We start from the raw sequence: 16,667 nt of genomic DNA, 5'->3' as shown, positions 1-16,667 counted from the left end.
ACAAAATATGAGGAACAGGGGGAGGAACAGGGGGACAGGTTCCTTGTCCCAAAAATAATTGGAGGTCTTTACATATGAAGATTCGATTGCTAACAGAATCAGATTCAACTAAATATAAATCCTTACGCTTAGAAGCATTACATAATAATCCGGAAGCTTTTAGCTCAAGCTATGAAGAAGAAAAAGACATGTCAATTCAACAAACGGAAGTAAGGCTAAATTCCGGGCATTCCTACACTCTCGGGGCATTTATCGAAGAAGACTTAGTCGGTGTTGCCACATTAGTTGTTGAAACGAAAAAGAAAATTCAACATCGTGCAACAATTGTGGCAGTATATGTTCATCAAGATTTTCGATATGAAGGAATCGGAAAAAGACTCATCACAGAACTAACTACAATGGCTAAAAACAAGCCGAAAATAGAACAGATTTATCTGACCGTAACTGCAAGCAATCTACCGGCAAAACAACTTTACACTTCTTTAGGTTTTGAATCGTACGGAATTGAAAAAAGGGCATTAAAAATTGATGATACGTATTATGATGATGAGTTAATGGTGTTATTTATCAAATGAAGAGTAACATTTTTCACAATTTTTGGGTGTTTTTCTCTATATATAGGTAAATACCCAAGAATTCCGCTCCCAACTCGCATAAGTTTATAGTGAAAAAGGGAGGAGTACTTATATGCAAAATGAATATCAAGTACCAATGGTAAATGAGTTTAATGAAATTAATCCTAACGATACACGAATTTTCGGAAGACCTTTTGGTAGACCGTTTGGATTTGGAAGACCTTTTGGGTTTGGATTTGGGAGACCGTTTGGATTCGGATTTGGGAGACCATTTTGGGGAGCACCTTTCTTAGGAGGAGTTTTAGGAGGACTTTTAGCTGGTTCATTAGCATATCCATATGGCTATGGATATCCTTATCCTTATCCTTACTATCCTTACTATCCTTCGTATCCATATTACTATTGAGAATTTTACATTGAACCTTAATCTTTAAGATTAAGGTCCATTTTCATTTTATAATAATTCAATGCCAAAATTCCCATTCAGCGTGCCCAAAAATCTCTCCTAGGTGGACTCTTATATTGGAAAGTTGAAGTTGCCAATCTATTTAAATGTCCAATAATAATTCAAACAAAAATTCACGAACGGTATGACAAAAATAGTCACCAGTTCACCAATCAAATAATGAAAGTCAAATACACTTACGATAAGAAACATAATTCCTAAATTCAAGAAAAACCCTATAATCGCTACAATTGAAAATCGTAATAATTCATGATGTGAATAAGCCCCACCAAATGTATACTTTTTATTCAAAAAGAATGAAGCTATTGTCATGATAACAAAGGAAATCATGGCACTAATAACTGGATTTCCCTGCCATATTTCCACTAGGAGAAACATGCAAAGAAAATAAATTCCTGTACAAAATATCCCCACAAAACTATATTTAATAAATTTAATGATAGGTAATTTCTCTACTAGCATCTTATAATCCTTTCTATTGAAACAGCTACAATATTATACCATATTATGGTTGTATACCAATAAGATAGATGCGATGTTTCACATGGTTATTGATATAAACTTTGTCGCTAAAGTAATCATTAGAGTGTATAGCTAATTGAAGACTAAACCAACAATCTTTAAGAAAAGATCCTTTTTTTATTAGTTATTAAATGGATAATATAGTAAAATCAAGATAACTTTTAGTTTAGCAATTTCATATAATTAATAAAGGAGTCTATATTTGAGGAGAATAGTATGAAAAAACAAAGAACCTGGATACCATTAATAACTCTAATTATTGTAATTTATATACTTCATTCAACACCACATATGTCCCTAAGAACATATGTCTTTTTTACAGGCTATCCGATTCAAGCCTTTACCTCTGGTATTGTTGATGATACGTACCACAATGAAGTTGATAAAGAAAATTATGAAAAAATGAATGCAAAGGCTTATACCTTCACAGATCCACCAACTGACAAGCAAACACAAGGTGTACTTAGTAACTATTTAGTACGTAAATATACCTTTATCTATATAACGGATTACTTGGGTGATACATAACATTAGGTACAAGCAAAAAAATAAAATCAACCTTTCTATTCAAAATAAATATTCTTCCGAATACTCTCATAAACTATAACATGTCCTATTTTGGGGGAGAGACATGAAGTATGTGAGAATCGGTGTCATGATTAGTATTGGTAGTATTATTCTATCAATAGGCATCAATTTATTTTTAACACCATATAAAGTGTTAGATGGAGGAATTATAGGAATAGGATTAATCTTGCATTATTTATTGGGGTTAAAAGCAGGACTGATGATTATTTTCCTGAGTATTCCAATTTTTTTCATCGCATGGATTTATTATCGAAAATACTTTTATAATAGCTTGCATGGAATGCTTATTTCTTCTTTCTTTATCGATTTGATGAAGCCTTTTTCAGGAATCATTCACCTAGCTCCTCTTATAAGCTCGATTATTGGAGGGATATTAGTAGGACTTGGAATTGGATTGATGCTTCGAATCGGTACAAGTACTGGAGGAACAGATTTATTAGCTCAATTTCTATTCGAAAAGACCGGGATTAATGTTGGAATCTTGATCTTTTTCATTGATGCTGTCGTTATTTTGCTCGGAGGCTTGTTAATTTCAGGTGAAACATTCTTACTTTCCTGTGTGACAATATTGGCGGTTGGGTTAACGACAACCTTTATTTCATCTAAATCTAGTCATCCTGTTTAATAAAAGAGAAAAGCCCTCCCTAATAGTGGAGGGCAATTAGTTTTCAAAACATACTTAGCTGATAATCTTTTGATAACAATTCCAATAATCGTATACCCGCAATACTGTTTCCTTTTTCATCTAATGAAGGACCAAAAATTCCAATTCCGAATTTTCCAGGAACAGAGCCCATAATTCCACCTGAAACGCCGCTTTTGGCAGGAATTCCAATTTTTATTGCAAATTCGCCTGACGCATTGTACATCCCGCATGTAACCATAAACGTTTTACAAATCCTTGTAACATCAGAAGGAATGAGCTGTTTTCCAGTCTTAGGATCAGCTCCATCCAGTGCAAAAACTGCACCGACCCTCGCTAAGTCCAAGCAATTCATTTCAATCGAGCACTGTTTAGAATAAAGGTCTATTAATTGTTCGACATCTTCATTTATGATTCCGTGTTGCTTAAGGAAATAAATTAAAGAGCGATTTAAGTCTGCAGTCTCAAATTCTGATCGAGCGACTTCTTTATTAAAAGTAACCGCTTGATCATTTGTTAGACACTGTACAAACGATAGTAATCGATTGAGTCTTTCTTCGACAGAGCTTCCTTCTATCATATGCGTCACAACGAGTGCTCCGGCATTTATCATCGGATTTAATGGTTTTGCAGGAGCCATTGTCTCCAATTTAGCAATGGAATTAAATGGATCTCCTGTTGGTTCCATTCCAACTCGTTCAAATACATAATCTTTCCCCTTATCCATTAACACAAAAGCAAGGCTAATCACTTTTGAAATACTTTGAAGAGTGAATTTCTTTTTAATATCTCCTGCTGACACACATTCACCATTTGGGTAATGAATTGCAATGGACAGATCATAGGGGTTTTCTTTTCCGAGTGCAGGGATATAATCTGCCACTTTTCCTTTTTTCGTCCATTCTTTTGATATTTCCACATACCTTTGTAATTCATCACTTGTTCTACATAGCATTTATGATCACCTTCAATGTAAAAATGTCTTTCGTTGCCGGAAAATGTGTCCATGCAATCAAAAGACATTTAATAATTAACTTGATTTGCGGTTATTATACATTTGGTCAGAAGAACGAAGTTGCAATGGATCAAAGAAATTTGCAATCTCTCTTTCTGCACTTTCTAATGAATCTGAGCCATGAATTACATTTTCTTCTTTTTTGAAAGCAAAATCACCACGAATGGTGCCTGGTTGAGCTTCGGTTGGGCTAGTTTTACCAATCATCGTACGTGAAACTTCAATAATATTTTCGCCTTCCCATACCATGGCAAACACTGGAGATGATGTAATAAAATCAACTAATTCACCAAAAAACGGTCTTTCGTTATGCTCCTCATAATGATATTCCGCTTTTGATCGATCAATTGTCATTAACTCTGCATTGAGTAATGTAAATCCTTTTTGTTCAAAGCGTTTCACAATCTCCCCAATTAATCCTCGTTTTACACCATCCGGCTTTACCATGATAAACGTCCGTTGCATTGTCATTTTTATCACCTCTATAATTTTTTTGAAAAGTATCCAATAATAAGTATTGACAACATTTGAGCAATCTTAAACTATTTAACAAAGTTATTGTGATCAATTATTTTCTCACCGCATACAATGGAAACAGACAATAGTTATTAGGTAAGAATCCAGATGAAAGAGTTGTTTTATATGGCATTGAGTAAAGATCGGCTAATTGGGAGGAAAGCAATTCTCCTATTATTATCAGTAGAACCTGACATGCAATTAAATCAACTCATGAGAAACAATTGGTCTGGGAATTAACCATATATGAAATGCCCATAGCCAAAATAGTGAGTAGGGGGCTATATCTTGAAATCCAATGATTTCATAGATATAGTCCCCTTTTCTATTTAAAAGAAGATGGAGGGAGAAAGGTGATTACGTTAAATGGTCTAAATCTAACGTTGAAAACTCTGCAAAAAATCATTATTGATCGACAAAAAGTTAGGTATACAGAAGATAGTATGAAAAAAGTGATAGAAAGTAGAAAAGCAGTTGAGCATATTGTCTCTAAAGGAAAGATTGTATACGGAGTTACAACAGGTTTTGGAAAATTCAGTGATGTTTTTATAGATAAAGATGACGTTGAAAACCTGCAGCTCAATTTAATTCGATCACATGCATGCGGTGTTGGTGATCCTTGGTCCACATGGTTATTATAATGCCAAACCATTAGTAGATTTCGCTAACAAACACCAAACTAAAATCATCACTTTAAAAACAGCACGGAAGACAGGAGTAAAATCAACTGTCATTCAAGCGCTTAAGACTTTATCCACTAAAGTGGATCGCATATATGTAACAGTTGATCTTGATGTACTGGACATCTCTTTTGCTCCAGGGATACCGGCATCAACTCCAGGTGGAATGACCACAGAGGAATTATTTGATAGTTTATTAGAAATTGGAAAGCATTCTAAAATTAAACATATAGATTTTGTTTGCCTGGATCCTAGTAAAGATACACCAGTGGATGAAACAGTAAAAATTGGAGCTTATGCGTGGATGCAGTTTGTAACAGGCTGTGTGTTAGGAAAGAAATAAGGATAATCCACACATCAGTTTCCCATTTAAAGGGAAACTGTTTTTATATTATGTAACTTTTCATTACAAAAATGACCTTAATATAAGATAACTATGTAACATTATGCTACAGACTTGTGGACTGAACGACCAATATGGATGATAATTTAGAAAATTCCAATAATTGAGGTGATGGATGATTGCCACCTAATCATTATGCCATTAAGATGACAGATATCGTAAAGAAATTTGGCACCGTAATTGCAAGTGACCATGTTAATTTTTCAGTTAGGAAAGGGGAGATTCATGCATTACTAGGTGAAAATGGTGCTGGAAAAAGCACGATTATGAGTATGCTGTCAGGCATTTATAAAGCAGATAGCGGATCAATTTTCATCCATGGTCAACCAAGTCAAATATATTCACCAAAGGAATCTATGAAGCTGGGAATTGGCATGGTACATCAAAACTTTCGATTAGTACAGACACTAACAGCTACTCAAAATATTATTCTCGGAGAAAAAGGGCAAATATGGCGAGGTTCATCTTGGATGAAAAGTAAATCAAAGGAGATTGAACAAATTGCCGAGCAATATGGTTTATCATTCCCTACAAATGTCCCTATCTGGCAACTTTCTGTTGGAGAACAGCAGCGTGTAGAAATTGTCAAAACACTCTATAGAGGGGCGGATATTATCATTTTTGACGAGCCTACATCCGTTTTAACACCTGGTGAGGCAGAGCAATTATTTTTAACGATGCAGGAACTTAAACGTCATGAAAAAACAATGATTATTACAACTCACAAGTTAAAAGAAGTCATGGAGGTGGCCGATCGGATTTCAGTTATGAGAAAAGGTAAAATGATTGCCCATTTAAACAACGAGGAAACAAACGTTCACGAATTGGCCCAGCTAATGGTCGGAAGAGAGGTAACGAAAGGAATAACTGTTGAACCACATTCTATAGGGAAACCTATTCTTCAAGTGAATAAGCTTACTGTACAAACAGAACAGGGCTCAAATGCTTTGAATCAGATAGATTTTACTATTCATGAACATGAAATTATTGGAGTTGCCGGAGTCGCCGGTAATGGACAAAAAGAGCTTGCTGAAGCATTAACAGGGCTTATCCCATGGACAAGTGGAACTGTTACCTATAATGACAAACAATTAGTCAACCCTTCTGTTCAAAGTTTAATTGATAAAGGAATTGCACATATACCTGAAGATCGAATGAAGAGCGGCCTTGCTGGAAGCTTAGGTGTTGTTGAAAATTTATTGTTTAAATCCTATCGAACAAAAAAACGAACATTATGGGGCCTATTAAAAAAGAAACAAAATGAGCAATGGGCTAGTGAGCTGGTGAAAAACTTCGATGTCCGTACATCAGATTTACATAGTCCTGTCCAACAGCTTTCAGGGGGAAATCAGCAAAAACTTTTATTTGCAAGGGAAATAGATCAAAATCCAAAGTTGATGATCGCAGTTCATCCTACACAAGGATTAGATGTAGGTGCAACAGAAGCTGTTCATCAAATGTTACTCAATCTTCGACGTTCAGGTGGAGCAATTCTGCTTATTTCTGAAGACTTAGATGAAGTGATGCAGCTATCAGACAAAATACTTGTTCTTTATAACGGAAAGATAAATGGTGTCATCAAAAGGGGGAGAGAAGAAAAAGAATACCTCGGTCAATTAATGGCTGGTTTAGATGCAATGGAAGGAGTTGTTTTATGAATCAAAAAACATCAATAGAACAAACAGTCATAAATGGTAATAGCACAAAAAAAAGGGGTGGATTACCGTTCCGTTTTGAATTAGATCCACACAAAAAATCCAATAGCATCCTTGTTCCACTTCTTTCGATCATCGTTGCTTTACTACTATGTGCTCTTTTTATTTTATTAAATGGACTAAATCCAATTACTGTGTATATGAAGATGCTGCATGGTGCTTTTGGTTCAAGCTTTGGAATAAGTGAAACCCTTGTAAAAGCAACACCACTTTTACTTTGTGGGCTTGGCGTAGCAATCGCTTATCGTATTTCCATATGGAATATTGGAGCAGAGGGACAATTTTTATTAGGGGCGATCGGTGCCACTGCGATTACGATTTATTTTCCACAGTTACCGGGAGTTATCTATATTCCCTTAATGGTCATTGTTGGTATTGTCTCTGGTGCATTGTGGGGCTTATTAACCGCCATTCCGCGTACATACTTTCAAGTAAATGAATTGATTACTTCTCTCATGTTGAATTATGTAGCTCTTTTATTATTAGATTATTTTGTTTTTGGTCCATGGAGAGATCCGCAAGGCTTTAACTTTCCTGGAACGCCAATATTTGTTCCTTCTCAATTATTAGCGACAATCGGAGACACAAGATTACACATAGGAATATTTTTTGCGGTTTTAGCTGTGATTCTTTTTGCTTTTTTGACCTTAAAAACACGTTGGGGCTACGAGTTACGTTTATTAGGTGCAAATCCAACAGCTGCAAAATATACAGGCATACGTATTAATAAACATATTTTGATCGTCATGATGATAAGTGGAGGTTTGGCTGGTTTAGCAGGAATGGTAGAGGTGTCAGGAGTAGCGGGAAGACTGATGTATGGAATTTCCCCCGGCTATGGGTATACCGCCATTATCGTTGCATGGCTTGCAAAATTAAATCCATTCGCTATGATTCTATCTTCCATTTTTATTGGTGGTCTGATTGTTGGAGGCTATAGTGTTCAGACAATTGGATTACCGTCATCTTTATCATTCATGTTACAAGGGGCAATCTTATTTTGTTTAATTGGTGGAGAAATGATTAGTAAATACCGTGTAAAAAGAGTGATGAATGAAAACTAATAGAGTACTAGAAAGGAGGTTAAGATATGGATGTCATTGTACTCTTATTATCAGCTGCTATATCTTCCGGAACACCCTTGCTCTTTGCTGTACTTGGGGGAATATTGAGTGAAAAAGCAGGTGTTATCCATTTAGGTACAGAGGGCATTATGCTCATTGGCGCCGTAACATCCTGTATTATTTTTCTTCAAACTGAAAACTTAGTTGTTACATTTTTCATTGCCTTGATAGCATCTGCAATACTTGGCCTGATTCATGCATTTTTGTGTATAACTCTTCGCGCAAATCAGATAGTCAGCGGACTTGCTATTACTTTATTCGGAACTGGCATGAGTGCCTACCTTGGAAAAGCCGTAGCAGGGGTTGCTTTATCAGTAAAAGTTCCAACAGTTCCATTATCATGGCTGGAATTCATCCCTGTTATAGGAAACATCTTTTCAAACCTTGATCTCTTTATTTGGTTGAGCATTGGTTTAGCTTTCCTTCTCTACATTTATATGTATAAAACTTCTTGGGGCCTTCACCTTAAAGCTGTAGGTGATAGCCCATCAACATCGGATGTAATGGGGATATCTGTAATTGGCTTTCGCTATGTTCATGTTATTGTTGGCTCTATGCTGATGGGGCTTTCAGGCTTTTATTTAATAATGGCCTACTCACCTAACTGGATTGAAGGAATGACCGCCGGGAGAGGGTGGATTGCCATTGCCTTAATTATCTTTGCAAGGTGGAATCCACTATACGCATTAGCTTGTGCCTACTTTTTCGGCGGACTTGATGCATTAGGCTTTAGAATTCAATTATTTAATATTGGCATACCATCTTATTTTCTAAAAATGATTCCATATGTCTCTACAATTCTAGTCCTTATGTTTATTGGATGGAGAAATAGACATAAACCACCTATCGAACCGAAAGCATTAGGGCTGCCATATTTTCGTGAACAGCGTTTTTAATACCTTTCATAGCGTTAAAGGAGGTGAATAATTCTCATAAACAATTAATTGATGAAACAAATTAAGGGGGATTTAGATGAAGAAAAAATGGTTAGGTCTAATCATACTAATGCTTATGGTTTTCATGATCTCAGCTTGTTCACAGGAGAGCTCGCAACCTGCAGAATCATCGCAAAATGAAGAAGAAACAGAAGCAAAAACAGAAACAATCGAAAAACCAAAGGTTGCCTTTGTCTACATTGGTGTGCCGGGAGATGGGGGTTGGACATTTGAACATGATAAAGGGAGACAATTAGTTGATGAAACGTTTGAAATCACCTCAACAACAGTTGAAAATGTCCCGGAAGGCCCTGATGCAGAACGAGTCATTGAAGAGCTCGCACAAGATCACGACATTATCTTTACAACCAGTTTTGGCTATATGGATCCAACCGTTAATGTAGCGAAAAAATACCCGGATATTGTCTTCATGCATGCGACAGGCTATAAAACAGAAGATAACTTAGGTACATATCAAGGCAAAGGCTATCAACCTGGCTATTTAGCAGGTATAGCTGCTGGGAAATTAACCGAAAACAACAAAATAGGCTATGTTGGCGCATTTCCAATTCCAGAGGTTATTTACACGATTAACGCCTTTACATTAGGAGCTCAAAGTGTAAATCCTGATATTGAGGTCTCTGTCGTTTGGAGCAATACTTGGTTTGATCCTGCAACTGAGCGACAAGCAGCTATTACTTTATTAGATGAAGGAGTTGATGTTCTCGCAAACTATCAAGATTCACCTGCAGGTATCCAAGCTGCTGCTGAGCGGGGAGTTTGGGGTATGGGAAATGACTCTGATATGAATAAGTATGCTCCTGATACGTATGTAACAAATCCAACACTAAACTGGGGACCATATTATGTTGACGTTGTCCAAAGCGTAATCGATGGAACGTGGGAATCAGGTTCATATTATGGTGGTTTAAAGGAAAAAATGGTCGATCTAGCACCATTTGGTAAGAATGTTCCGCAAGAAGTACAAGATGCAGTTGAAGCGAAAAAACAAGAGATCATTGATGGCAGTTTTGAGGTCTTCACCGGACCGATCACCGACCAAGCTGGAAAAGAAAAGCTTAAAGAAGGGGAAACCCTGCCATTAGAAGAGATATTAAGCATGAACTGGTTTGTGAAAGGTGTAAAAGGTACGATCCCGGAATAAAGAAAGGATGACAACGTTGTTAGTAAAAGACCCTGTATTAGTTCATCAATGGCATCCAGTTTTAATGTCTAATGAATTAGAGGAACAGCCTAAAGCTATTGAAATATTAGGAGAGAAAATCGTTGTTTTTCGTACCTCTCAAGGTGTTCATGCCTTTAAAGATTTATGTATACACAGGGGGGTTCCTCTTTCTCTCGGGAAAGTCGTGAATGACGAAATAATATGTCCCTACCATGGATGGACATATAATAGTTGCGGAACATGTACACGAATTCCAGCACTACCAGAAGGGAAGGCAATTCCTACTAAGGCAAAAACAATAACCTATAATTGTACAGAAGCGTTTGGTTTCATATGGGTTTGTATAGGAAACCCGGAAAGGTCAGCACCCAAAATAGGTGAACTAACATCCGAGCGCTCTCCATTTATTCAAGTAAAAATGGGGCCATATGAGTTGGAAGCAGCAGGACCAAGAGTGATCGAAAACTTTTTAGATGTCTCACATCTAATGTTTGTTCACGAAGGATTATTAGGAGATAGTCAATTTCCAGAAATAAGCGACTACCAGGTTCATCAAAAAGAAGGTGTCATTATTTCAGATGAAATTGATATTTACCAGCCTGATCCTGACGGAAGAGGTCATGGTGTCCTAGCAAAATACACATACAAAGTGTATCACCCTTTATGTGCCGGATTTAGAAAAAGCATTGAGTATTCAGATGAATTCTTTGATTTATATCTCATTGTTTTGCCTATAAATGAACAAAAAAGCAAAGCTTACATGGTAATGGAACGTAATTATGCATATGAGGAGGATGAGAACGTATTTATCCAATTTCAGGATCTATTAATTGAACAAGACCGGGTAATTGTCGAAAGCCAGAAGCCTGAATTGTTACCATTGGATCTTCAAGCGGAATTACATCTTAAGAGTGATCGCGTGAGTATCGCATATCGGAAGTTTTTGAAGGAAATTGGATTAACGTTTGGAACTGAATAAGCAAAAATAGTTTCATCTTCATAGCAAGTAAATCTTATACGTCAACAAAAGAACTTCCAGTAATGGTAGTTCTTTTTTTACTATTTTTCTTATCGAAAATATAATACAGAATAGTAGAGATATCTTATAGGATAGAAAAAAACTACATATTCCACTTTTCCTTCGACAAAAACTTTATAGGTTCATTATGAACAAGATACTTTAGAACGAAAAATAAAAAAATGCTACCCGCATTATAGTCAAAAACACCTTGATCCCTATTTAATAATACATCTTTTCGACTATAAAAATATATGAACAAAGAAAGACACAGCTATAATTGTATTCCATTAATAACTGCTAATTATGTCTAAATGATAGGATTTCTATTCTATTAAAACCCTTTCAATATAACTGTACAATAACATTGTAAAAGAACTAACAAATGGGAGGAAGGGAAAAAATGAATCTAAAAAAGAAAGTAATTTCTGTCTCTTTATCGAGTCTATTAGCTTTCGGGGCAATGACAGCTGTTTCTTTACCAGCAGGTGCGGTTGGTAACGGACCAAACACAGGTAATGGGTCTATCCAAACGTCTATCCTACATACATATGATAGCTTAGTAGAGTATTTAAAAACACAGGATAACAAGCAGGATGCAATGGAGCTTGAAGTAATCGGAAAAACGGTAAAGGGTAGAGATATCTATATGGCAAAATACATATCAAACCCGGAAAATCCAACCATATTATTTCTTACACAGCAGCACGGCAATGAGCAGTTGACAACTGAAGGAGCACTTGAATTTATTAAACATTTAGGGACTAATAAAACCAAGGGTGTATTAGATAATGTAAACATCCTTATTATCCCAATGTTAAATGCAGACGGAGCAATGGGTGACGTTAACTTTTCATTGGACAATTATTTAGCTGATGGAGATCGTCACTTAACACGTTATAATGCCAACAATGTTGATTTAAACCGTGAACATGATAAGGCAACTAGTGAAATGGAACCTGAGGCAAGAGTTCTACATGAAAATGTGTTTGCAAAATACAACATTGATTATATGATTGATCTTCACCACCAAGGTACACGAAGTGAAACAGAAGGTGAACTTGTATCCGGTTCGATTTTGTATCCAACAAATGCTAACGTTAAACCTGAGGTCCTGGAGGGATCGAAGAAACTAGGTTCAGTTGTATATCAGACCCTTGAAAATACAGGCTGGGGTCATATCGGAAAATACAACGGAGGAAATGGTGAAAACATAGGCCGTAATGGTGCTGCCGTTCGATATGATATCTCTACTTTATTATTTGAAATGCGTGGAATGTCAGATCATTTTATCGAATCTTACGCACTTGGTCAAAAAAGCAATGGATATTTGATCAAACAAACAATTACAACATTGGATGCTACTGTTCGAGCTATTGGTGATGGTTCTATTGATAGAGCAGATACGAGTTTCTGGGACACTCTGCCAACACAAACTAATCGTTCAAATGAAGAATCTGATGAATAAGTAATGAATATATGAGCACATCCATGATTTAGATAAGGATGTGCTCATATTTGTAAGATTAATGAAATCGTGATTTTTCAATATGTTACATCCCATACATCACCAAACTCTATGTCGAAAAATCTAACATTTCAATTGACAAGCTTATTATAACCTATGGTAGTATAATGATGTGTTTTTATTCACAAAATTACCAAAAAAAGGGGGCTTTACACAATGAAAAAACTTCGTCGTAGTTTTTTATTCATCATGGTACTCACACTCGCAATGATTATTACTGCTTGTGGCGGTGGTAATGAAGGCGGTACAAGTGGAGCTGGTGAAGAAGAAGGTGGCACTGATGGCGGGAAACAAAACCTTAGCCTATTAACTGGTGGTACTGGTGGTACATATTATCCACTTGGTGGACAAATCGGAAATATTATTTCTGATAACACTGATGCAAATATTACTCCTCAAACTTCCGGGGCATCTGCTGAGAACATGGAAACATTGAGAAATGGTGAAGCAGAAATTGCTTTCTCTCAAACGGACATTGCTTCTTATGCTCTAGAAGGAAAGGAAATGTTTGAAGGCGCTGCTATCGATAACATCCAAGCGATTGCATCTCTTTACCCTGAAACGATTCAACTCGTTACGACAGCTGATAGCGGTATTAAATCAGTTGAAGATTTAAAAGGAAAATCAGTATCTATCGGTGCTCCTGGTTCAGGTGTTTTCATCAATGCGATGCAAATTCTAGAAATCCATGGTTTAACAACAGATGATATTAAAGCTCAAAACTTATCATTTGATGAATCTACTGATGGAATCCAAGCAGGTAATATTGACGCAGCATTCGTTACTGCAGGTACGCCAACAGGTGCTGTTGAAGCATTATCAGCACAAGCAGATGTTGTAATTGTTCCGCTCGCTGATGACAAGATTGCTGAGTTAGTGGAAAAATATCCATATTACTCAGAAGATTCAGTACCAAGTGGAACATATAAGCTTGAATCTGAAGTGAAGACAGTTGCTGTTAAAGCAATGTTAGTCGCTTCTAAAGATCTTGATGAGACTTTGGTTTATGAAATGACAAAAGCAATGTTTGAAAACACTGACCAAATCACTCATGCAAAAGGAGAGCTTATTAAAGCTGAAACTGCACTTGAAGGTTTAGGTGATATGGAGCTTCATCCTGGAGCTGCTAAATATTTTGAAGAAAAAGGCATTTCAAAATAATTGCTTGTACATGTCGATAGATCGCATGAGCGGTCTATCGATTTCATATGTTTTTTGCATGTAAGGATGGGTATTATGAAATTAAAAATAGCATTACTAATCATACCTCTACTTTCGCTTATCGCATTTTTATTATTCTTTCCTTATAAACAAATTATTGCCTTTACCTTTGAAGATAAAGATCAAGTTCTCTGCTTTTTACCTTTAAAGAATGAAGACACCTTTCAAATTAAATACACCCATTCCATTCACCTCTCAGATGTGATCGAAACATATTCCGCCTCGGAAAATGAGATCACGCTAAAAGAGCTTTCTTACAAAGATTTTGCAGTTGGAATGCCTTCTAACGCGGAAGGAGACGAGGTATTTGAGGTAAGAAATGGTACATACTATATAACAAATATGAATCGTCACTTTCCATATATAGATTTAAGACTCGGACAAGTGAGAGCGGATCATCGAATTATTTATAAGGACCACACATATACATTATCTAAATTTATAGAACCAGGAACCTGGATAAGAATGTCACCACAAAAAATTTCATATTGGGAGCAATTAAAAGGAGTGAACATCAGTGAGTAATAAAGAAGAAATAAAAACTTTAACCGAAGAAGAGCAACAGGCCCTTTTAGAGAAGTATGATCCTGAAGCTGGTACAAGGAAGCTTACTGGAATTATTGGTTGGATAGCATTTTTAGGTTTATTAGCATTCTCCCTATTCCAATTATATACTGCTATTTTTGGAGTATTTACGGCTCAAATACAAAGAACCGTCCACTTAGGGTTTGCACTTTCCTTAATCTTTTTACTATTCCCTGCTAATCGAAAGAAGCGTCAAAAAGGAAAACTGCAGATAGCATGGTACGACGGAATTTTGGCCTTACTAAGTGTTGCTGTTGGAGCTTATTGGCCACTATTCTTTAATGATTTAGTTATGAGTGTCGGACGTTTATCAACTTTAGACTTTGTCGTTGGGATTATTGCGATTATACTTGTTTTGGAAGCAACAAGAAGAGCAGTTGGTTTACCTATTACCATCATTGCCATACTCTTTTTGTTATATGGAATCTATGGTCAATATATGCCTGGATTCTTAGCACATAGAGGATTATCTCTCGAACGTCTTGTTCAAACAATGTTCTTTACAACAGAGGGGATTTTAGGAACTCCTCTTGCTGTATCTTCAACTTTTATATTCTTATTCCTGTTATTTGGAGCTTTCCTGGTGAAAACAGGTGTAGGACAATATTTTAATGACTTGGCTGTTTCAATTGCCGGACGAAGAATTGGGGGACCTGCAAAAGTTGCCATTTTCTCTAGTGCCCTACAAGGAACCATAAGTGGAAGCTCAGTAGCAAACGTTGTTACATCAGGTTCCTTTACAATTCCAATGATGAAAAAGCTTGGATATAAGAAAGAGTTTGCTGGAGCAGTAGAAGCAGCAGCTTCGACCGGCGGCCAGCTAATGCCACCAATCATGGGTGCTGCTGCATTCCTTATGGTTGAATTTATCGGTGGCGGTATTACGTACTGGGAGATTGCAAAAGCAGCTGCAATTCCAGCCGTTCTCTACTTTGCTGGAATATGGATCATGACTCATTTTGAAGCAAAAAGAATTGGCTTACGTGGGTTAACAAAAGAAGAAATGCCTGATCGTAAGGAAGTAGTCAAGAAAATATACTTATTGCTGCCAATTGTTTCAGTAATAGTTCTATTAATGTCAGGCGTAATTGTTACACACGCTGCACTTTATTCTATTTTAATTGCGATTCTTGTTGGATTAATTAATAAAGAAACAAGAATGGGACCTAAAGAATTTGTATTAGCTCTTGTTGATGGTGCCCGTTCAGCATTAGGGGTTGCTGCAGCAACAGCAGCAGCAGGGATTATCGTAGGTATTGTAACGAAAACAGGTCTTGGGTTAAAAATGGCGAATGGGTTAATTGATCTTGCAGGGGGATACTTAATCCCTACATTAATGCTGACAATGCTGGCAGCATTAGTACTAGGAATGGGATCACCAACTACAGCTAACTATGTTATTACATCAACTATCGCTGCACCAGCTATTATTTTGCTTGGTGTACCTGACTTATCAGCTCACTTATTTGTGTTCTATTTTGGAATCATTGCAGATATTACACCTCCAGTTGCATTAGCAGCATTCGCAGCAGCAGGTGTTGCCGGAGGGGAACCATTACGAACCGGCGTAAATTCAGCAAAATTAGCCATTGCCGCCTTCATTATCCCGTATATATTTGTTCTTTCGCCACAGCTACTCATGATTGATACAACATGGCTTGAGCTAGTCTGGGTTATCATAACTGCATTCTCTGGTATGATTGCGATTGGTGCAGGTATCATTGGGTATTGGTTTAGAAAGTTACACTGGGCTGAACGGATTATAGCCATCATTACAGGATTGCTATTAATCTACCCGGAAGGAATTTCTGACATTACAGGTATCATTGCCTTTGTTACATTACTTGCGCTACAAATTTTTTGGAAACGAAATAAAGAGAGCACCTTAAAAATGTCAAATTAATCTCACCTAGCCTGAATCTATAAACTATAGATTCAGGCTTTTTA

18 protein-coding genes are annotated in these 16,667 nt (G+C 36.6%); 15 read left to right on the top strand and 3 right to left on the bottom strand.

The window, feature by feature from the left end; translation table 11 throughout:
- Nucleotides 1-74 precede the first annotated feature (74 nt).
- Nucleotides 75-575: a GNAT family N-acetyltransferase gene (locus HWV59_RS13190; protein WP_102231429.1), complete on the top strand. Its 501-nt coding sequence runs from the start codon at nt 75-77 to the stop codon at nt 573-575.
- Nucleotides 576-687: 112 nt separating this feature from the next.
- Nucleotides 688-981 carry a hypothetical protein gene (locus HWV59_RS13185; RefSeq protein ID WP_175639082.1) on the top strand — a complete coding sequence of 98 codons (294 nt, stop codon included), beginning with the start codon at nt 688-690 and terminating at the stop codon, nt 979-981.
- Between the two features lie 138 nt (nt 982-1,119).
- Here HWV59_RS13185 and HWV59_RS13180 read toward each other — a convergent pair whose 3' ends face one another.
- A complete protein-coding gene (locus tag HWV59_RS13180) occupies nt 1,120-1,503 on the bottom strand; it encodes a GtrA family protein (protein ID WP_175639081.1) in 384 nt (127 codons plus the stop codon).
- Nucleotides 1,504-1,779: 276 nt separating this feature from the next.
- Between HWV59_RS13180 and HWV59_RS13175 the strand changes: the two genes are divergently transcribed.
- Both HWV59_RS13175 and HWV59_RS13170 read left to right on the top strand, forming a co-directional pair.
- Nucleotides 1,780-2,091 (top strand): hypothetical protein, encoded by a 312-nt coding sequence (locus tag HWV59_RS13175; RefSeq protein WP_102231431.1) that lies wholly within the window; start codon nt 1,780-1,782, stop codon nt 2,089-2,091.
- 103 nt (nt 2,092-2,194) lie between these two features.
- Complete coding sequence (locus tag HWV59_RS13170; RefSeq protein ID WP_175639080.1) at nt 2,195-2,776, top strand: YitT family protein; 582 nt, start codon at nt 2,195-2,197, stop codon at nt 2,774-2,776.
- A gap of 43 nt (nt 2,777-2,819) precedes the next feature.
- Here the strand turns inward: HWV59_RS13170 and glsA are convergent, their stop codons facing one another.
- On the bottom strand, nt 2,820-3,749 hold the full coding sequence (glsA, locus tag HWV59_RS13165) for a glutaminase A (protein ID WP_175639079.1): 930 nt from the start codon (nt 3,747-3,749) through the stop codon (nt 2,820-2,822).
- Nucleotides 3,750-3,824: 75 nt separating this feature from the next.
- Entirely contained in the window at nt 3,825-4,274 is a 450-nt protein-coding gene (gene ndk / locus HWV59_RS13160) for a nucleoside-diphosphate kinase (protein ID WP_102231515.1), read from the bottom strand.
- A 404-nt stretch (nt 4,275-4,678) separates the two neighbouring features.
- Here ndk and HWV59_RS13155 point away from each other — a divergent pair, with 404 nt between their 5' ends.
- The 11 genes from HWV59_RS13155 to HWV59_RS13105 all read left to right on the top strand — a co-directional run bounded on the left by HWV59_RS13155 (nt 4,679) and on the right by HWV59_RS13105 (nt 16,623).
- Complete coding sequence (locus HWV59_RS13155; protein ID WP_175639078.1) at nt 4,679-4,966, top strand: aromatic amino acid lyase; 288 nt, start codon at nt 4,679-4,681, stop codon at nt 4,964-4,966.
- Nucleotides 4,938-5,348: an arginase family protein gene (locus HWV59_RS13150; protein ID WP_328824255.1), complete on the top strand. Its 411-nt coding sequence runs from the start codon at nt 4,938-4,940 to the stop codon at nt 5,346-5,348. The genes HWV59_RS13155 and HWV59_RS13150 overlap by 29 nt, the downstream gene beginning before the upstream one ends.
- Before the next feature lie 179 nt (nt 5,349-5,527).
- Nucleotides 5,528-7,066 carry an ABC transporter ATP-binding protein gene (locus HWV59_RS13145; RefSeq protein ID WP_328824254.1) on the top strand — a complete coding sequence of 513 codons (1,539 nt, stop codon included), beginning with the start codon at nt 5,528-5,530 and terminating at the stop codon, nt 7,064-7,066.
- Nucleotides 7,063-8,187 (top strand): ABC transporter permease, encoded by a 1,125-nt coding sequence (locus tag HWV59_RS13140; protein WP_175639076.1) that lies wholly within the window; start codon nt 7,063-7,065, stop codon nt 8,185-8,187. The genes HWV59_RS13145 and HWV59_RS13140 overlap by 4 nt, the downstream gene beginning before the upstream one ends.
- Nucleotides 8,188-8,213: 26 nt before the next feature.
- Entirely contained in the window at nt 8,214-9,143 is a 930-nt protein-coding gene (locus HWV59_RS13135; RefSeq protein WP_175639075.1) for an ABC transporter permease, read from the top strand.
- 76 nt (nt 9,144-9,219) lie between these two features.
- Nucleotides 9,220-10,347, top strand: a complete 1,128-nt coding sequence (locus tag HWV59_RS13130; RefSeq protein WP_175639074.1) for a BMP family ABC transporter substrate-binding protein — start codon at nt 9,220-9,222, stop codon at nt 10,345-10,347.
- Between the two features lie 7 nt (nt 10,348-10,354).
- On the top strand, nt 10,355-11,347 hold the full coding sequence (locus HWV59_RS13125; RefSeq protein WP_175639073.1) for an aromatic ring-hydroxylating dioxygenase subunit alpha: 993 nt from the start codon (nt 10,355-10,357) through the stop codon (nt 11,345-11,347).
- Between the two features lie 442 nt (nt 11,348-11,789).
- A complete protein-coding gene (locus tag HWV59_RS13120) occupies nt 11,790-12,854 on the top strand; it encodes a M14 family zinc carboxypeptidase (protein ID WP_175639072.1) in 1,065 nt (354 codons plus the stop codon).
- A gap of 216 nt (nt 12,855-13,070) precedes the next feature.
- Nucleotides 13,071-14,075 (top strand): TAXI family TRAP transporter solute-binding subunit, encoded by a 1,005-nt coding sequence (locus HWV59_RS13115; RefSeq protein ID WP_102231440.1) that lies wholly within the window; start codon nt 13,071-13,073, stop codon nt 14,073-14,075.
- A 75-nt stretch (nt 14,076-14,150) separates the two neighbouring features.
- On the top strand, nt 14,151-14,660 hold the full coding sequence (locus HWV59_RS13110; RefSeq protein ID WP_175639071.1) for a DUF1850 domain-containing protein: 510 nt from the start codon (nt 14,151-14,153) through the stop codon (nt 14,658-14,660).
- Nucleotides 14,653-16,623, top strand: a complete 1,971-nt coding sequence (locus HWV59_RS13105; protein WP_175639070.1) for a TRAP transporter permease — start codon at nt 14,653-14,655, stop codon at nt 16,621-16,623. Before HWV59_RS13110 ends, HWV59_RS13105 begins: the two co-directional genes overlap by 8 nt.
- Nucleotides 16,624-16,667 lie beyond the last annotated feature (44 nt).

Source organism: Metabacillus schmidteae, assembly GCF_903166545.1.
Lineage (GTDB): Bacteria > Bacillota > Bacilli > Bacillales > Bacillaceae > Metabacillus > Metabacillus schmidteae.
Note: the sequence above shows the minus strand (reverse complement) of the source record. Positions and strands in the feature narration are given on the sequence as shown.

Coding starts and splice junctions, on each gene's coding strand:
- HWV59_RS13190 (WP_102231429.1), top strand. CDS start 75: ATGAAGATTCGATTGCTAACAGAATCAGATTCAACTAAATATAAATCC.
- HWV59_RS13185 (WP_175639082.1), top strand. CDS start 688: ATGCAAAATGAATATCAAGTACCAATGGTAAATGAGTTTAATGAAATT.
- HWV59_RS13180 (WP_175639081.1), bottom strand. CDS start 1,503: ATGCTAGTAGAGAAATTACCTATCATTAAATTTATTAAATATAGTTTT.
- HWV59_RS13175 (WP_102231431.1), top strand. CDS start 1,780: ATGAAAAAACAAAGAACCTGGATACCATTAATAACTCTAATTATTGTA.
- HWV59_RS13170 (WP_175639080.1), top strand. CDS start 2,195: ATGAAGTATGTGAGAATCGGTGTCATGATTAGTATTGGTAGTATTATT.
- glsA (WP_175639079.1), bottom strand. CDS start 3,749: ATGCTATGTAGAACAAGTGATGAATTACAAAGGTATGTGGAAATATCA.
- ndk (WP_102231515.1), bottom strand. CDS start 4,274: ATGCAACGGACGTTTATCATGGTAAAGCCGGATGGTGTAAAACGAGGA.
- HWV59_RS13140 (WP_175639076.1), top strand. CDS start 7,063: ATGAATCAAAAAACATCAATAGAACAAACAGTCATAAATGGTAATAGC.
- HWV59_RS13135 (WP_175639075.1), top strand. CDS start 8,214: ATGGATGTCATTGTACTCTTATTATCAGCTGCTATATCTTCCGGAACA.
- HWV59_RS13130 (WP_175639074.1), top strand. CDS start 9,220: ATGAAGAAAAAATGGTTAGGTCTAATCATACTAATGCTTATGGTTTTC.
- HWV59_RS13125 (WP_175639073.1), top strand. CDS start 10,355: ATGACAACGTTGTTAGTAAAAGACCCTGTATTAGTTCATCAATGGCAT.
- HWV59_RS13120 (WP_175639072.1), top strand. CDS start 11,790: ATGAATCTAAAAAAGAAAGTAATTTCTGTCTCTTTATCGAGTCTATTA.
- HWV59_RS13115 (WP_102231440.1), top strand. CDS start 13,071: ATGAAAAAACTTCGTCGTAGTTTTTTATTCATCATGGTACTCACACTC.
- HWV59_RS13110 (WP_175639071.1), top strand. CDS start 14,151: ATGAAATTAAAAATAGCATTACTAATCATACCTCTACTTTCGCTTATC.